We start from the raw sequence: 17222 nt of genomic DNA on the forward strand, positions 1-17222 counted from the left end.
ATGATCTCCGAGCACACAGCGCCGCCCCGGGTGGGCCTCGGCGGCCGCGCGGGCTTCGCGCCGCCCCGGGGGAGCGCGGCCCCGCGGAGCGCGCCCCCGGCGGCGGCGGGCGCGCTCCAGCAGGCGAAGCGCCCGCGGCTCCACCTGCGCCGCGCGTGGCTGCGCGCCCTGTCCGTGGTCGCGTGCGTCGCGCTCTGGCAGTGGGCGTCGGCGTCGCGCGCGGATCTCGGCGTCGTCACGTTCACCAACGTGCCCGCGCCGACCGAGATCCTCGTCGCGGCGCGGGATCTCCTCGGCTCGCCGAAGCTCTGGCTGCACCTCTGGAGCAGCGTGCTCCGCGTGCTCGCCGGCTTCGCGGCCGCGGGCGTCACGGGCGTCGCGCTCGGGCTCGTCATCGGCAGGTCGCGGCTCGCCGAGGACACCCTCCTGCCGCCGCTCGAGGTCCTGCGCCCCATCCCCGGCGTCGCCTGGCTCCCGCTCGCGATCCTGATGTTCCCGTCGGCCGAGCTGAGCATGATCTTCATCACGTACATCGGCGCGCTGTTCCCGATCCTGCTCGCGACGATCCACGGCGTGGGCGCCCTCGACCCGCGGCTCATCGCGAGCTCCCGCAGCCTCGGCGCGCGCCCGCTCCGCCTCTTCCTCGAGGTCGTCCTGCCGGGCGCGCTGCCCAGCATCATCACCGGGATGAGCATCGGCATGGGCACGTCCTGGTTCTGCCTCGTGACCGCCGAGATGATCGGCGGCCAGTACGGCATCGGCTACTTCACCTGGGAGTCCTACAACCTGCAGCGCTACCCGGACATCGTCCTCGGCATGCTGCTCATCGGCCTCCTCGGCATGCTGAGCAGCGCGCTGGTCAAGCGGGCCGGCGTCTGGCTCACCCCCTGGCACCGGCCCGAGGAGAACGCGCGATGACGCCCGCAGCGCGCCCCGGGATCCCGGGGGGTACCGTGGAGATCCGCGGCCTGTCCGTCGCCCTCGGGGCGGGCCCCCGCCGCGTCGAGGCGGTGCGGGATCTCGATCTGACCGTCGAGGGCGGCGAGCTCGTGAGCCTGCTCGGCCCGTCCGGGTGCGGCAAGTCGACGATCCTGAACGCCGTCGCCGGGTACGTGACGCCGGAGCGCGGCAGCATCGTGGTCGGCGGCGAGCGGGTCGAGGAGCCCGGGCCCGAGCGCGGCATGGTGTTCCAGCAGTCCTCGTTGCTCCCGTGGAAGACGGTGCTGAACAACGTCGGCTTCGGCCTCAAGATGCGCGGCGTCCCGGCCCGCGAGCGCGCGGAGGCGTCCCGGCGCCTGCTCGACCTCGTGGGGCTCTCCGGGTTCGAGGACGCGTACCCGTCGCAGCTCTCGGGCGGCATGCAGCAGCGGGTCGAGATCGCGCGCGTCCTGATCAACGAGCCGCGGGTCGTGCTGATGGACGAGCCGTTCAGCGCGCTGGACGCCCAGACAAGGCTCTCGATGCACGAGCTGCTCCTCGACGTGTTCCGCCAGGTGCGCACCACGGTGCTGTTCGTCACGCACGACATCGACGAGGCCATCTTCCTGTCCGACCGCATCGCCCTCATGACCCGCCGCCCCTGCCGCGTCGGCGCCGAGATCGCGGTGCCGTTCGGGAGGCCACGGAGCGCCGCGATCGTGGGATCGAGCGAGTTCGCCGCGATCAAGCGGCGGTGCCTCGAGGCCCTGAGCGACGAGCGCGCGATCAGCACGACGCCCGCGACCCTCGCGATCACGGCGCCGGGCCGCGACCAGCAGGCCGGCGCCTGAGGCCGCGCCGGCGCGCCGGCTCCGGTCAGCGGGACGGGAGCGCCGCGCCGCTCGCCGCGGCGTGTGGGCGGGCTCGCGTATCCGCTTGATGTTCCATGCGCTTTTCCTTACTACCGAGCCGAGAGGAGTGATCCCCATGCTCAAGAGATTCCTGCGGGTGACCGACTTGCCGCCCCCGGCGTCGGCCGCGCTGCTCGCGCTTCGCGTCGTCACCGGCATCGCGTTCATCTTTCACGGCTGGGGGAAGATCCAGAACCCCTTCGGCTGGATGGGCCCCGACGCCCCCGTTCCGGGGTTCTTGCAGGCGCTCGCCGCGCTCTCCGAGGTCGGCGGCGGCCTCGCCTGGATCCTCGGCCTCCTGACGCCGCTCGCGTCGCTCGGCATCGCCGCCACCATGGCCGTCGCGGTCCTCTCGCACGTGACGCGGGGCGATCCGTTCTTCGCGATGGGCAGCGGCTCGTACGAGGTGGCGTTGGTCTACCTCTGCATCGCCCTCGTGCTGCTCCTCGTCGGCCCGGGGCGGTTCTCCGCCGACGCGGCGATCTTCGGGCGAAAGAGCTGAGCTGAGCGCCCGCGCGGCGTGACGCGCCCGCGTGGAGGGGGGCGCTCGGCGTCTGGCGCCCTGGAGCGCGCCCGACCACCGCGGCGGTAGGGCCGCGCCGCGCGCTCCTCGTTTCCCGCCGCGCACCGAGCACGGCGCCCTGTCCCGGCGCTATACACCCCGAGCGGGAGGGGACGCTGATGGGGGAGGGGGGGTCGACCGAGCGATCGGGCCGCGCGCCGCTCGGCGTCGTCGTCGGCGCGGCCTGCTCGGTCCTCGCGGGGTGCGCGGCCCTGCTGGGCTGGTGGACGCGGGAGACCGCGCTCACCTCGATCGCGCGCGGCTGGCCGAGCATGGTGCCCAACACCGCGGTCACCCTCATCCTGGCCGGCCTGTCGCTCGGGCTGCTCGGCCGCGAGGAGCGCTCGGCGCCGCTCTGTCAGCTCGGGCAGGCGAGCGCCGCCGTCGTCGCGGCGCTCGCCCTCGCTCCCCTCGCGGAGTACGTCTTCGGGTGGGATCTCGGCGTCGATCGCCTGCTGTTCCCGGCGCGCGTGGACTTCCCGAGCAGGTTCCCCGGCAGGCAGTCGCCGAACACCGCGCTCAGCTGCGCCCTGATCGGCGCGGCGCTCCTCTCGCTGCCCGTGAAGACGCCGCGCGCCTGCCGCCGCGCGGTGGTCTGCGCGCTGGCGGCCGCGGCGCTCGCGCTGACCGCGCTCAGCGGCTACCTGCTCGGCGTCGGCTATTTCTACGGCCTGCCGCCGCTGTTCCCGTTCACGGGCATGGCGCTCCACACCTCGATCGCCCTGCTCGCGCTGTCCGCCGGGATCCTCGCGGCGCGGCCCGATTGCGGCGCGTTCGCCGTGCTCACGTCCAGCGCGCCCGGAGGCGCCCTGCTGCGGCGCCTCCTGCCCTTCGTCGTCCTCGTCCCGATCGTCCTCGGCCGCCTTTTCCTGATCGGCGCGGATCGAGGGGCTTACCCGATCTCCGCGTCGTTCGCGCTCGCCTCGGCCGTCACGACGCTCTTCCTCGTGACCGTGCTCTGGATCGGCGCGGCGCACCTGAACCTCCTCGACGAGGCGCGGCGCCGGGCCGAGGGGGCGCGCGCCTTCCTCGCGGCCCTCGCGCACTCCTCGGACGACGCCGTGATCGGCACCGACCTCGACGGGACCATCCTGAGCTGGAACCCCGCCGCGGCGCGCCTCTACGGCCACAGCGCCGGGGAGGTGATCGGGCGCAAGGTGCTCGCCCTGTACCCGCCCGAGCTCGCCGGCGAGGCCGAGGCGCACCTCGAGCGCCTGCGCCGCGGCGAGCGCTTCGATCACTTCGAGACCGCCGGCCGGACCAGGGACGGGAGGACCATCGACGTCGAGGTCACCGTGTCGACCATCGCGGACGAGGACGGGCGCATGACCGGCTTCTCCGCGATCTGCCGCGACATCGGGCGCCGCAAGGCGATGGAGGCCGCCGTCGAGCGCGCCCACGCGGCGGAGCGGCGCCTGCGATCGCAGCTCGAGGCCATCGGCGCCGCGAGCGCGGCGGTGACCGAGGCCCTCGCGAGCCTGTCGCGCTCCGACCTGCCCTCCGTGCTCGAGGTGATCGCGCTCCACGCGAAGGGGATCTCGGGCGCCGACTACGCGGCGATCGGCATCTCGGAGGACGACCGGCGGCCGTTCGACCCGTGGGTCCCGTGCGGCGTCGCCGCCGAGGAGGCCGCGCAGCTCCGCGCGCCGCCGCGGCCCGTCGGCGTCCTCGGCGCGGTGGCCCGCGGCGAGCGCCCGGTCCGCCTCGACGACGTCGGAGCGCACCCCGACTTCATCGGGCTGCCGCCGCACCACCCGCCGATTCACGCCTTCCTGGGCGTGCCGTTCCGCTTCCAGGACCGGACCGTGGGCAACCTCTACCTCGCCAGGCGCCCCGGTCGCCCGCCGTTCGACGAGGACGACGAGCGCGCCGTCGCGCTGCTCGCCGAGCGGACGTGCGCCGCGATCGAGACGGCGCGGCTCTACCGCTCCGAGGCGAGCGAGCGCCGGCGGCTCGAGGCGGTCGTCGAGCAGATGCCCGAGGCGGCGCTCCTGGCCGACGCGGAGGGGCGGCTCATCACGTGCAACAGGCTCGCGATGAAGTACGCGATCCGCCGCGAGGGCGAGCGCGACCCCTGGGACAACGCGGCGCTCTTCGACCACCGATCCCCGTCGGGAGACCCCGTGGCGTGGTCCGATCGCCCGCTGACCCGGGCCCTCTGCCAGGGCGAGGTCGTGACGGGCGCCGAGGGGCTGCTCTGGAGCGCCGCCGAGCGCGCGTTCGTCCCCGTGCTGGTCAACGCCGCGCCGGTGCGCTCGGACGACGGCGAGATCCAGGGCGCCGTCGTGGTCTTTCAGGACATCACGGCGCTCAAGGAGATGGAGCGGCAGCGCCAGGAGTGGACAGGCGTCATCGCGCACGACCTCCGCCAGCCCATCCAGGTCATCGCGACCGCGAGCCATCTCCTGCGCCGCCGGCTCGGCGCGCTGCCCGCCTCGGACGGCGAGAAGCAGATCGGCAGGATCTCCGACTCGGTCGACCGGCTGCGCCGCATGATCGACGACCTCCTCGACGCCTCGCGCATCGAGGCGCGGCAGCTCACGCTGGATTGCCGCCCGGTGGATCTCCGCGCGCTCCTCGGGGAGATCGTCGAGCGGTCGACCGGGGCGACCGAGGGCCACGCCGTGCGCCTGGACGTGCAGGGCGACGTGCCCGCCGTCCGGGCGGACCCGGGGCGGCTCGAGCAGATCGTGACCAACCTGCTCTCGAACGCCGCCAGGTACGGTGAGCCGGGGCGCGACATCGTCGTCGCCATCCGCGCCGGGGCGGCCGGCGCGCACATCACCGTCAGCAACCAGGGCCCGGGCATCGCGGAGGCGATGCTCCCGCACCTCTTCAAGCGCTTCTGGCGCGCGCCCGAGCGCGGGCCGCGCCGCGTCCGCGGGGCCGGCCTCGGCCTCTACATCACGCGGGGGCTCGTGGAGGCCCACGGCGGGAGCATCTCCGTCGAGAGCACCCCCGGGGCCACGACGACATTCCACGTCACCATGCCGTTCGCGAGGGGGTCCGCGCGCGCCGCCGAGACGTAATTACCCCCGCGACGGGCTCCTGCGGAGAGCTCACATGCAGCCGACTGCCCGCTTGGCGAGCTCGGCAATCAAAGCGAGCTCGTCAGATGCAGAGGCGAGCTCGGCAGTAGTACTCGCGAGTTTCGTTACACCGATGCTCGTTCTCCGACTTCGGTTTTGCGGTACCACCATCCTTTCGCAGTATTCTGTGCTCAGGCCGCTCAGAATGATCGCAGAAGGAACTTCCTGAGGTTCGTATCCTTGCTACACCTGAGATCCGCTCCGGCCCGACGTCGGGGTAGTGAGGTGGCGCAGCAGTGAATTCCTGGTTCTTGCAGGTGGGTAAGCGGCTGGGGCCCGCGGGGCGTCGGCTTTGGGCACTCGGGATCATGGGGGTGGTGCTCGCGGTGACTCTCGGGTTCGCGCTCCGCGCGGCGCCCAGCGAGCGTACGGCGACGTACACGGAGCTCCTCCAGATCGCGCAGACGGGGCAGGCGACCGCGGTCGAGGTGAGCGGGGATCGCTTCTTCGTGCGCCAGGCGGGCGGCGTCGCCGTGACGGCCGTCGTCGATGAGCCGACGCTCCGGCAGGAGCTCGTCTCCCGGTTCGCGAGCGCCGGCGCCTCGGTCGACTTCGCCTCTCGCGAGGAGAAGTCGCGCGCGGCCGCCGCGGTGCTCCCGGTGGTGGTCCTCGCCGCCGTCGGCTTCGCGCTCTACTCGGTGAGCCGGCGCCGCAGCCCGAAGGTCTTCACCGAGGCCAAGGCCGCGGCGACGCGGTCGCCCGTCCGCTTCGCCGACGTCGCGGGCATGCAGGAGGTCAAGCAGGAGCTCGCCGAGACGGTCGAGTTCCTGAAGAGCCCCGAGCGCTTCGCGCGCCTCGGCGGCCGCCCCCCGCGCGGCGTGCTGCTGACGGGCGAGCCCGGGACCGGCAAGACGCTGCTCGCGCGCGCCGTCGCCTCCGAGGCGGGCGTGCGGTTCCTCTCGGCGTCGGGGTCGAGCTTCCAGGAGATGTTCGTCGGCGTCGGGGCCTCCCGCGTCCGCGCGCTCTTCGCCGAGGCGCGCAAGGCCGCCCCGTGCATCGTGTTCATCGACGAGATCGACGCCGTGGGTCGGGCCCGCGCGAAGGGGCACGGCGACTCCGCCTCTGCGGAGCACGACCAGACCCTGAACCAGCTCCTCGTCGAGATGGACGGGTTCGATCACGCGACCGGAATCGTGGTCATCGCGTCGACCAACCGCGTCGACATGCTCGATCCCGCGCTGCTCCGGCCGGGCCGCTTCGATCGCAAGATCACCGTGCCGCTCCCCGACGTGCGCGGCCGCGAGGAGATCCTCAACGTCCACGCCGGGCCCATCCCGCTCCAGGGCGAGGTCGATCTCGGCACCGTCGCCCGCAGCACCCCGGGCTTCTCGGGCGCCGATCTGGCGAACCTGCTGAACGAGGCGGCCATCCTCGCGGCCCGCGAGGGCGCCGAGGCGGTGGACTTCACGCACATCGACCGCGCGCGCGACCGGGTGCTCATGGGCCTGGAGCGCAAGGGCGTGCTGGTCGACGAGGACGAGCGCTACGCGACGGCGGTGCACGAGGCCGGCCACGTCGCGGTCGGGCTCCTCGCGAAGAACTGCGATCCGGTGCACAAGGTGTCGATCCTGCCGCGCGGCCGCGCGCTCGGCGTGACCCAGGCGATGCCCGAGAAGGATCGGCTGATGTACCGGAAAGAGTACCTCGAAGATCAGATCTGCATGCTGATGGGCGGCCGCGCCGCCGAGATGGTCATCCTCGGGACGATGACGGCCGGCGCCTCGGACGACATCCAGCGCGCCGCGACGATCGCGTGGAAGATGGTCGCCGAGCTCGGCATGAGCCACCTCGGCCCGATCTGCGTCGGCGACGGGCACCCCTCGCGCAGCCCGGCCCTGCTCGACCGCGTCGACGAGACGGCGCGGGCGCTCACGGAATCGCAGCTCGCGCGCGCCGTCGACATCGTGAAGTCCCGGCGAGGCGAGATCGAGGCCCTCGTCCAGGCGCTCCTCAAGAAGGAGACGCTCGGCAGCGACGAGATCGAGGCCTGCTTCCCGGCCGACCGACGCCAGCGCGCCGCCCAGGAAGCCGCCTGATCCCCGCGGGCGCCGGGAGGAGCGCTCCTCCCCCGGCGCGAGCCAGCGGCGGGCTGGGTTGCGCAGGGGCGGGGCGCCGCCCCAGGAACACCGCACATGACCGTCGCCCGTCGCTCCGACCTCGCCGCGACTCCCGCTCTCCCGCCCGCTGACCTTGCCCGGCAGGGCAGCGCACCCCTCGCCCAGGTCCCTCGCTTCGAGGTGACGGCCCCCGACCGGTTCGGCGAGCGGTGCGTCCGCAGCCTCGCGGCGTTCGCCGCGGGCGACGTGCTCCAGCCGTTCGGCGCCGCGGTCGTGCACGACCGGCCGGACCGGATGTCGCTCCAGCTCTCCCAGCACCAGCACATCGAGCTCGAGCCGGGGTTCCTGGCGTTCATCAACCACAGCTGCGATCCGAACGCCTGCTTCGACGTCGAGCTGCGCGAGCTCGTCGCGCTCCGGCCGATCGCGCCCGGCGACGAGATCACGTTCTTCTATCCTTCCACGGAGTGGGCCATGTCCTCTCCGTTCGAGTGCCGCTGCGGGAGCGCCCGCTGCCTCGGCCGGATCGCGGGCGCCTCCGAGCTACCGCCGGCCGTGCTCGCCGAGTACCGCCTCGCGCCGCACATCGCGCGCCAGCTCGCGCAGGGCGCCCCGCCGTCGAGCGGCGCTGTCTGAGCGAGCGCGGCGCTGTCCGCGCGATCGCCGCGCGATCGTCGCGCGATTGCCGCGCGCGGCGCCGTCAGTTCAGATCCCAGAAGTACTTGCCCCCGCTCGGCGGCGGCGCGTCGGCGTCCCCGTCGGAGCCGACAGCGTCTCCTGAATTTGTGAGCTGAATCACTTCCTCGAGCGAGCTCGCCTCGTCGCGCCAGTACGCTTCCGTCCCGAAGTGCGGGAAAGTCCTGGGGAAAATGGGGTCGTGCCACCGCCGCGCGATCCAGGCGGCGTAGTGGATCAGGCGGAGCCCGCGCAGCGGCTCGATCAGGCCGAGGGTCGACCGGTCGAAGCGGCGGAGCTCCTCGTAGGCGTCGAGGAAGAGCTCGCGCTGCCGCCGGGCGGTCGCGTCGCGGCCGGGCAGGAGCAGCCAGAGGTCCTGCACCGCGGGGCCGACGACCATGTCGTCGAAGTCGAGCACCCGGAGCGCGCCGTCGCGGAGCAGCAGGTTGCCCGGGTGCAGATCGCCGTGGATGCGGTGCGCCTCGACGCCGCGCAGGCGCTCCTCGGCCGCGTCGGCGACGGCGCGCGCGGCCGCGAGGTACCGCCGCTCGACGGCCGCGGGGATGATCTTGCGCTCGGCGAGCCAGCCGAGGTCCTCGCGCGCGTACGTGTCGGCGGAGAGCCGGACCCGGTGCTCGGCGGTCCTCGCCGCGCCCACGTTGTGGATGCGGGCGGCGAGCCGGCCGAGGCGCGTGAACAGCTCGTCTCCGAGCTCGTCGGGCGCACGGCCGCCCATGCGCTCGAAGAGGCAATACTGGATGTGATCGATCTGCTGGAGCGTCTCGCCGTCGGGGAACGGGCGCGTCGGGCAGACGGGGATCTCGGCCTCCGCGAGCTCCGCGAGGAACCGGTGCTCCTCCAGGATCTGCTCGCGCGTCCAGCGCCCCGGGCGGTAGAACTTCGCGATGATGCGGGTGCGGTCCTCGAGCTCGACCTCGTAGACGCGGTTCTCGAACGAGTTCAGCGGGTAGCAGACGCGGTTGCACAGCAGGCCCGCGGCTTCGACGGCCTCGATCACCTTGTGCGGGGTCAGCGACAGGAAGAGGTCGGTCGGGGTGGTGACGCTCATGGTGGGGGGAGTTGAGCACCAACCGGCGCCGCGCTCGACGAGAAGTTTGGCCGGGCGGACCCGGGCGCGGCGCCGGGCGAGGTCGGCGCGAAGCGCGGCGCGCGCCGCGCGCCGCGCTTCGCGCGATCGTGATACGCTGCAGCGCGAACCATCATGATGGACGAGACGCAGCTTTCCTTTCCTCACCTCGAGATCAGCAAGCTCGAGGCGATGGTCGAGATCATGTTCCTCGCCGCCTACGCCGACGGGTCCATCAACGAGGCCGAGCGCGACGAGCTCGCGGGGCACGTGGCGGCGATGAGCGTGGGCCGCATCGGGGCTGACGTCGTCGAGACGCTCATCGCGATCATCGAGCGGTCGGTGCGCGAGGAGGGCCGGCGCGGCCGGTTCGCGGCGCTCCGCGCCCGCCTGCCCGACGTGCGGATGCGCGAGGCCGCGATCGAGCTGGCGGTGCGGCTCGTCGCCGCCGACGGCGTGATCCACGAGAGCGAGCACGCGCTGCTCGTCGAGGCGGCCGAGGCGCTCGAGGTGCCGATCGCGTTCCGGGGGCGCGTCGCGCCCGGCTCGGCCCGCTGAGCGGCCGGGCGGCCGCGACGTCGGCGCGGGACAGCATGCGACCCGGGCGCTAGCATCCGCGGCACCTTGCGCACCTCGATCATCGTCAATCCCGCCGCCGGCAACGCCGCCCAGTCGGCGCGGCTCCACGAGCTGGCGGCGGCGCGCCCCGACGTGCGGCTGATCCAGACCGAGGGCCCGGGCCACGCCCGCGAGCTCGCCGGGGCCGCCGTCGAGGAGGGCTCGGAGATCGTTGTCGCGGCCGGGGGGGACGGCACGATCAACGAGGTCGTCCAGGGGCTCGGCCCGTACCGCGACCGCGCGCGGCTCGGCCTCATGCCGCTCGGCACCGGCAACGATCTGGCGCGCACGCTCGGGATCCCGTTCGACCCGGTCGAGGCGTTCGCGCTGCTCGACGCGGGGCGCGTCGAGGCGCTCACGCGCAAGGTGGATCTCGTCCACGTCGAGAGCGCGGGGCAGACCCGGTATTGCCTGAACGTCGCCGCCGGCGGCTTCAGCGGCCAGGTGGACGAGGCGCTGACCGACGAGATGAAGGCCGCGTGGGGCCCGCTCGCCTACGTGCGCGGCGCCATGAAGGTGCTGCCGGATCTCACCGGCTACGAGACGACGATCGCCTGGGATGATCAGGAGTTCGAGCGCGTCGAGGCGCTCAACGTGATCGTCGCCAACGGCAGGACCTGCGCGGGCGGGATGAAGGTGGCCTCCGGGGCGAGCATGGAGGACGGGCTGCTCGACGTGGTGATCGTCCGGTATGCCTCGCTGCTCGATCTCGCCGCGGTGGCGGCGCGCCTCGTCGCGGGCAGCTACCTCGACAGCGCCGAGGTGATGCACCGGCGCGCCTCCCGCGTGCGGATCGCCGCGAAGCCGGGGATGTGGTTCAATGTGGATGGCGAGCTCCTGAGCAACGCCCCCATCTCGTTCTCGGTCGAGCACCGCGCGCTCAGCGTGCTGGTCGGCCCCGGATACGACGCCGGGGGCGAGGGGAGCTGACACCGGCGGCCGTTGTGTCCGCCCGTGTGCCAGCGCAGGGAATGCGCCGCCGCCCGATCGTTGCGCCGGCGGATCCGGCCGCGCGACGTCCGCGACCGCCCGAGAGCCGGCGCGCCGCTGAGCTGAGGGGAACGACCGCGCCGCTGGGCTGAGGGGAACGACCGTCACCCGGCGCCGGAACTGAGGCCTCGGGCCCGCACCCGGCGCCCCGGCGGGCGCGAAAGGCGCGCTTTCACTGCGGTTTGTGTCGGCCTGTTCCTTGCACATACTCCATGCACAAGGTCATGGACAGCCAACGAACTGACAGCTCCACGACGCCACATGGCGCATCGATGGAACCCACGTCGAATCGATCCCGCCCCGCAAGTGGGGGCAGAGCTTCACCGCGCGCGTATCGCTCACCGCGTTCTCCGCGCTGGTCGGTGGCGCACCGTCCTCCGTTCGAGCCCGTCGAGCTCCGGACTTCCGGCAAGCTGTCGAGGCCGTCTGGCTCGGTCTGGTGTCCTGGCGCGGATGTCGCGCCCCTGGACCCGGCGGCGGACGCCCCGGCGAGCGCGCCGCCGGCCACGCTGCGGACCGGCCTCGCCGGCCTTTCCCAGGCCGCCGCTGCGCCGGCCGCCGCGGATCTGCGGTCTGCTGCGCCGGCCGCCGCGGATCTGCCGTCTCCCGCGGCGGGCGAGGCGGGCGCCGCGCTGCGGCGCTACGCCCCAGGCGACGTCCTCGCGGGGCGCTATCGCCTCATGGAGCTCATCGGAGAGGGGAGCATGGGCGCCGTATGGAAAGCCCGGAATGTCGCCCTGAACCTCGATGTCGCGCTGAAGCTCATCCGCCGCGATTGCCCCGTTCCGGAGGCCGCCTCGCGGCTGCTCCGGGAGGCGCAGGCCACGGCGCGCGTGTCACACCGCGCCGCGGTTCGGGTATTCGACCTCAGCGTCACGGAGGAGGGCGAGCCGTTCGTGGTGATGGAGTTCCTCCACGGCAGGTCGCTCGCGCAGGTGCTCGCCGACTCGGGGCCGATGTCGCCCATCTCCAGCGTCCAGCTCCTGCTGCCCGTGATCGGCGCGCTCAGCGCCGCGCACGGCGCGGGGGTCGTCCACCGCGACGTGAAGCCGGCGAACGTCGTGCTCGTGCGCGATGGCCGCAGGATGATCCCCAAGCTGATCGACTTCGGGATCGCCTTCACGGCGACCCGCGTCGTCGGCGACGGGCGGCGGGAAGCGCTGGTCGGGAGCCCGGCCTACATGGCGCCCGAGCAGGTGCGCGGCGGGCAGGAGTCCGACGCGCGCTCCGACGTGTGGAGCGTCTGCGTCGTGCTCCACGAGCTCGTGAGCGGCCGTCGCCCGTTCGGGGGCCCTGGCAGCATCTCCATCGTGCACGACGTGCTGCGCGTCGATCCTCCGCGCCCGGACGCGTTCGAGGCGCACCCGCGGCTCTGGGAGATCGTCGCGCGGGGCCTGTCCAAGGCCCCGGAGGATCGCTTCCCCACGATGGCGGCGCTCGGCCGTGCGCTGGCCCAGTGGGCGATCGCGAGCGGCGTCTCCCACGACGTGACCGGCGCGTCGCTCGTCGACTACTGGCTCCCCTGAGCGTGCCTGCGGAGGTGGGGTGAGCCGCCGGCCGGCGGCTCAGAACTCAGAAGCGGACGCCGCAGCCCTTCGCGTCGACGAAGGCCTTCATCGACGCGAGCTCGTTCGGGCCCGCGTCCCGGTAGGCCCAGCTGATCGCGCCTGCGTATCCCTGGCTGTACCAGCTCTCCAGGAGCTTCGACACGTTCGCCGTCGCGAGGCCGGCGGTGGGGAAATCGCTCATGACGACCGGCTTGTCGGTGATGCCGTAGTCCGCGGGCGACTGGTTGTAAGGCCAGTACCGGTTGACCCGGTCGTTCATGTGGAAGGTGTAGAAATCGATGTCCGTGGTCGTCCAGGCCAGCGACCACTTCATCGAGGCCGAGCCGATCGTGATGAGCGCCTGGCTCTCGGCGCGGAGCGCCTGGATCGTGTCGCGGAGGAACGCCTCCATCTGCTCGTGCGCGATCGGCTCCACCTCGGGGTCCGGGTCGTAATCGGGGTCGCCGTACGGGCTCGGTCCGGTCATGGCCAGCTCGGGCTCGTTGATCACGTCCCAGGCGACCATCCGGTGCCGGTACGGGCTCTGCTCGACCGCCTGGGCGATCGGCCTGACGACATTCTCTATCAGCGCCGCGCGCCGCGCCGCGTCCGTCACGAGGGGGGAGATGCCCACGGTCTTCACGTCCCCGTCGACCCGGCTCGGGTGGAAGTTGTCGAAGGAGAAGAGGCAGAACATGAGGTTGATGTCCGCCTGCTCGGCGAGCTCCAGGGCCTTCTGGACGTCGCTCCGCGTCGTCTCGCCGAGGCCGGCCGGGTCGCCGTTCTCGTCGAAGACGACGCTCTCGCCCCGGATCTCCGGCAGCATCCACCACCGCGCGACGCTCGCCCCGCTCTCGCGCATGCCGGCGAGGTGCTTTGCGTGCGTTTCCGCCTCGGCCGTGACGCCGCGCTTGTCCCACGCGGCGATACCGCCGAAATCGCCGGCGAAGTTGTGCCACGCATAGTTCATCCCGAACAGGAAGCGTTTCTCGCAGCCGAGGGTGATACCCCCGCCGTTCGCGGGGCACTCGTCGACACACGCGACGGTGCTGGCCTCTCCGCCGTCGCCGTCGCCGCCCTGGCCTCCCTCGCCGCCTCCCTGTCCGCCGTATCCGCGCTCCGGCGGCGCGCCGCCGGCCTGTTCGCCTTCCACCTCGCTGTCGAGTGAGCCGGCCAAACCGCAGGCGCCGAGCGCCAGGGCGGCTGCCGTGATGAAAACGCTGCGACCCAGTGCACTTGCAGGGCGGTTCATGGTGTCAATGGTGCGATGCTACGCGCGCCCGTTCACGGGCGCCATCCGTATTCATTCATGCGCTCACCGAGAGCACCTTTTGCGACGCAGCGCGCGCTGCTCGTGCAATGGCGCTGCGCGAGAGCGGTTATCTGCCCCACGACCAGCCCAGCTCGTCTGTAAGGTGGAGTGGGAGTGGTCCGCGCGCGGTGCAGGCGGGGCGGTCGCGTGGTCGCGCTGTCGCTGACCGACGGCGGGCGGGCCCTGTCGTAGGGCGCGACCGCGCGGGCAGGCCGGGCGGCGACCTCGGCCGGCGCTCCCCGCGTTCCCCTTGAAACCTGCTTCCCCGGCCAGCTAATGGAGGGGCTCGGGCCGCTCGGGCCCCGAACGCCCCGCTAGCGGGAGGAGAACCACCGATCATGAAAGCGCGCGCAGCCGTGGCCCACAAGGCCGGCGAGAAGCTCACGGTCGAGGACGTCCAGGTGGAGGGCCCTCGCGAAGGCGAGGTGCTCATCGAGATCAAGGCCACCGGCGTCTGTCACACCGACGCTTACACCCTCTCGGGCAAGGATCCGGAGGGCCTCTTCCCCGCGATCCTCGGGCACGAGGGCGCCGGCGTCGTCGTCGACGTCGGCCCCTCCGTGAGGAGCCTCAAGAAGGGCGATCACGTCATTCCCCTGTACACGCCCGAGTGCCGGCAGTGCTCTTACTGCACGAGCGGAAAGACCAACCTCTGCCAGGCCATCCGCGCCACGCAGGGCCGCGGGCTGATGCCGGACGGAACGAGCCGCTTCTCGATCGGCAACGAGCGGATTCACCATTACATGGGCACGTCGACCTTCTCGAGCTTCACCGTGCTCCCCGAGATCGCGGTCGCGAAGATCCGCGAGGACGCGCCGTTCGACAAGGTCTGCTACATCGGCTGCGGCGTGACGACGGGTATCGGCGCGGTGATCAACACCGCCCAGGTGAAGCCCGGCGACAACGTCGTTGTCTTCGGCCTCGGCGGCATCGGGCTGAACGTGATCCAGGGCGCGCGGATGGCCGGCGCCGATCTCATCGTCGGCGTCGACATCAACCCGAAGCGCCGTGAGCTGGCCGAGAAGTTCGGGATGACCCATTTCGTCAACCCGAACGAGGTGCAGGGAGATCTGGTGCCCTACCTGGTCGATCTCACCCGGGGCGGCGCCGATTACAGCTTCGAGTGCATCGGCAACGTGAAGGTGATGCGCCAGGCGCTCGAGTGCTGCCACAAGGGCTGGGGGACGAGCATCATCATCGGCGTCGCCGGGGCGGGCGAGGAGATCTCCACGCGCCCCTTCCAGCTCGTCACCGGGCGCGTCTGGAAGGGCACCGCGTTCGGCGGCGCGCGCGGGCGCACCGACGTGCCCAGGATCGTCGACTGGTACATGGAGGGGAAGATCAAGATCGACGAGCTCATCACCCACACGATGCCGCTCGACGACATCAACCATTCCTTCGATCTCATGCACGAGGGCGAGTCGATCCGCAGCGTCGTGCTCTTCTCCTGAGCTGAACGGCGCGGGGGCGCGCCTCTCCGTCAACGCGCGTTGGCGGAGAGGTACGCCCTCGTCGGCGCCTGCGCTCCCCGCGGGCCCAGGAGGCAGGCCGGCGCGCGGCTCTGCCTGCCCGTCGGTCGTGCTGTGACCGCCGGGGCGGACGCGCTCGGGCGCTGCCTGCACGGCGTCGTGCGCGGCCGCGCCTCGGGGGAGATGTCGGTGCCATGGCAGCGGCGACGGGTGCTGCAAAAATGCTGCCCTCTGTGACATCATCCACTGCCATGGTTCATGTCACCTCCCTGGCGGGGCTGCCCGCCAACGCCCTCGCCGAGGCGAACGCGGCGACCGCCGCCTGCGATGCTGTCGTCCTCGTCGCGCCCTCGCCGATCGCGAAGCACGTGGGGGGGCTCGGGCCCGCGGTCGGCGCGCTGGTCGAGGCGGCCGCGCGGGCGGACTGCGCGCTGGAGGGCAGGTGTGCTCCGATCGTCCTGCCGGCGCCCGGGGTGCCAGGCGGGCGCCTGGTGCTCGCGCCGATGGGGACGCTCTCGGAGGAGATCGACGACGTGCGCTCCGTGGCGGAGGCGGCGTCGGCCGGCTTCGCGCGGGCGGTGGAGGCGGGGGCGAGCCGGCCGCTCCTCGTCGTGCGCGCGCCGGCTGGGCCGCGGTTCGCGCGGGCGATCGAGGTGGGGGCGCTCGCCGCGCTCGGGAGCCAGTGGACGCCGCTCGAGGCGCGCGAGGCGGAGATGGCCCCGCGCACGGCCGAGTCGGTCGCGGTGCTGGGCTTGCCGGAGGCGCGCGCCCGCGAGATCGCGGCCATCGAGGTCGGCCGCGCGCTCTGCCGCGACATCACCGGCACCGAGCCGGAGCGCATGGCGCCCCGCCGCGTCGCCGAGATGTGCGAGGCGGCGTTCGCGAGGACGGGCGTGCTCGTCAAGATCGAGCGCAACGTCGACGACTACCCGCTGATCAGCGCGGTCTCGCGGGCGTCGCGGGTCGTCGAGCGCCACCGGCCGTGCGTCGTGCGGCTCGATTACCGGCCTCGCGGGGAGATCCGGCGCACGGTGCTGCTCGCGGGCAAGGGCGTCACCTACGACACCGGCGGCGTCGACCTGAAGACGGACGGGAACATGGCCGGGATGTCGCGCGACAAGGGCGGCGCCGGCGCGGTCGCCGGTCTGGTGCGCGCGGCCGTGGCGCTCGGCCTGGAGGGGGTGCGCATCGTCGGGCTGCTCGGGCTCGTGCGCAACAGCATCGGCGAGGAGTCCTATGTGAGCGACGAGATCATCCGCAGCCGCGCCGGCGTGCGCGTGCGGATCGGCAACACCGACGCCGAGGGGCGCCTGATCCAGGCCGACCTGCTCGCGCTCGCGCGGGAGCTCGCCATGAGCGGCGCGGCCGATCCGATCCTGTTCTCGGTCGCCACGCTGACGGGGCACGTCTACCGCGCCCACGGGCCGTACACGGGCGCGATCTGCAACGCCGCCGCGCGGCCCGAGCTCGACCGGCTCGACGTCCTCGCGGAGCGCTGGGGCGAGCCGATGGAGCGCGTGCGGCCGCGGCGCGAGGACTACGCGTTCGTCGCGCCCCGATCGTGCGCCGAGGACGTGGTCTCCTCGAACCGCCTCGCCTCGGTGAACACGCCGCGCGGGCACCAGTTCCCGTTCGCGTTCCTCGACATCGCGTCGGGGCTCAAGGGGGGCACGTTGCCGTTCATCCACCTCGACATCGGCGGCGTCGGGGTCGAGTCCGTGGACTGGCAGTTCGGCCGCCCCACCGGCGTCCCGATTCCAAGCCTGACCGCCTATCTATCCGGTGAGTCTTCTTAGGGGCTCACCCGCTTCGGATACGGGCCCATCTCGGCGTTTTCGGTGCTCGGCGTACAGAGAGTACGCCTGTGCGCCGAAAACGCCGATCTGGGCCCGTCTCCTGTGCGGGTGAGCCCCGGCGAGCGTTGGGGGAATCAGGAGAGAAAGCGAAGGGGGGAGAGAGGTGGGGGACGGATCTCAGGCGGCCGTCT

General features: G+C 72.7%; 13 protein-coding genes. 11 read left to right on the forward strand and 2 right to left on the reverse strand.

The window, feature by feature from the left end; translation table 11 throughout:
• The 6 genes from WME96_RS13825 (at position 1) to WME96_RS13850 (ending at position 8173) form a co-directional block, all read left to right on the forward strand.
• A complete protein-coding gene (locus tag WME96_RS13825; RefSeq protein WP_437292316.1) occupies positions 1–918 on the forward strand; it encodes an ABC transporter permease in 918 nt (305 codons plus the stop codon).
• Positions 915–1769: an ABC transporter ATP-binding protein gene (locus tag WME96_RS13830; protein ID WP_437290595.1), complete on the forward strand. Its 855-nt coding sequence runs from the start codon at positions 915–917 to the stop codon at positions 1767–1769. The genes WME96_RS13825 and WME96_RS13830 overlap by 4 nt, the downstream gene beginning before the upstream one ends.
• A 136-nt stretch (positions 1770–1905) precedes the next feature.
• Positions 1906–2331 carry a DoxX family protein gene (locus tag WME96_RS13835; protein ID WP_437290596.1) on the forward strand — a complete coding sequence of 142 codons (426 nt, stop codon included), beginning with the start codon at positions 1906–1908 and terminating at the stop codon, positions 2329–2331.
• 179 nt (positions 2332–2510) lie between these two features.
• Positions 2511–5420: a PAS domain S-box protein gene (locus WME96_RS13840; RefSeq protein ID WP_437290597.1), complete on the forward strand. Its 2910-nt coding sequence runs from the start codon at positions 2511–2513 to the stop codon at positions 5418–5420.
• 368 nt (positions 5421–5788) lie between these two features.
• Positions 5789–7516 (forward strand): ATP-dependent zinc metalloprotease FtsH, encoded by a 1728-nt coding sequence (gene ftsH / locus WME96_RS13845; protein WP_437290598.1) that lies wholly within the window; start codon positions 5789–5791, stop codon positions 7514–7516.
• A gap of 96 nt (positions 7517–7612) precedes the next feature.
• The gene (locus tag WME96_RS13850) at positions 7613–8173 is read left to right on the forward strand and encodes an SET domain-containing protein-lysine N-methyltransferase (RefSeq protein WP_437290599.1); all 561 of its coding nucleotides are present in this window, start codon (positions 7613–7615) and stop codon (positions 8171–8173) included.
• A 64-nt stretch (positions 8174–8237) separates the two neighbouring features.
• Here the strand turns inward: WME96_RS13850 and WME96_RS13855 are convergent, their stop codons facing one another.
• Positions 8238–9281 carry a serine/threonine protein kinase gene (locus WME96_RS13855; protein ID WP_437290600.1) on the reverse strand — a complete coding sequence of 348 codons (1044 nt, stop codon included), beginning with the start codon at positions 9279–9281 and terminating at the stop codon, positions 8238–8240.
• A 153-nt stretch (positions 9282–9434) separates the two neighbouring features.
• Between WME96_RS13855 and WME96_RS13860 the strand changes: the two genes are divergently transcribed.
• The 3 genes from WME96_RS13860 (at position 9435) to WME96_RS13870 (ending at position 12433) form a co-directional block, all read left to right on the forward strand.
• A complete protein-coding gene (locus WME96_RS13860; RefSeq protein WP_433935930.1) occupies positions 9435–9857 on the forward strand; it encodes a TerB family tellurite resistance protein in 423 nt (140 codons plus the stop codon).
• Between the two features lie 66 nt (positions 9858–9923).
• On the forward strand, positions 9924–10847 hold the full coding sequence (locus tag WME96_RS13865) for a diacylglycerol/lipid kinase family protein (RefSeq protein ID WP_437290601.1): 924 nt from the start codon (positions 9924–9926) through the stop codon (positions 10845–10847).
• Between the two features lie 422 nt (positions 10848–11269).
• Positions 11270–12433: a serine/threonine-protein kinase gene (locus tag WME96_RS13870; RefSeq protein ID WP_437290602.1), complete on the forward strand. Its 1164-nt coding sequence runs from the start codon at positions 11270–11272 to the stop codon at positions 12431–12433.
• A gap of 46 nt (positions 12434–12479) precedes the next feature.
• On the opposite strand, the gene WME96_RS13875 is transcribed toward WME96_RS13870, so the two are convergent.
• On the reverse strand, positions 12480–13607 hold the full coding sequence (locus tag WME96_RS13875; RefSeq protein WP_437290603.1) for a hypothetical protein: 1128 nt from the start codon (positions 13605–13607) through the stop codon (positions 12480–12482).
• A gap of 497 nt (positions 13608–14104) precedes the next feature.
• On the opposite strand from WME96_RS13875, the gene WME96_RS13880 reads away from it, so the two are divergent.
• Both WME96_RS13880 and WME96_RS13885 read left to right on the forward strand, forming a co-directional pair.
• Positions 14105–15217, forward strand: coding sequence for an S-(hydroxymethyl)glutathione dehydrogenase/class III alcohol dehydrogenase (locus WME96_RS13880; RefSeq protein ID WP_433935934.1), 1113 nt, complete (start codon positions 14105–14107; stop codon positions 15215–15217).
• A gap of 269 nt (positions 15218–15486) precedes the next feature.
• On the forward strand, positions 15487–17031 hold the full coding sequence (locus WME96_RS13885) for an aminopeptidase (RefSeq protein WP_437290604.1): 1545 nt from the start codon (positions 15487–15489) through the stop codon (positions 17029–17031).
• Positions 17032–17222: the final 191 nt, after the last annotated feature.

It is taken from the genome of Sorangium sp. So ce406 (genome assembly GCF_051474675.1).
GTDB lineage: Bacteria > Myxococcota_A > Polyangia > Polyangiales > Polyangiaceae > Sorangium > Sorangium cellulosum_G.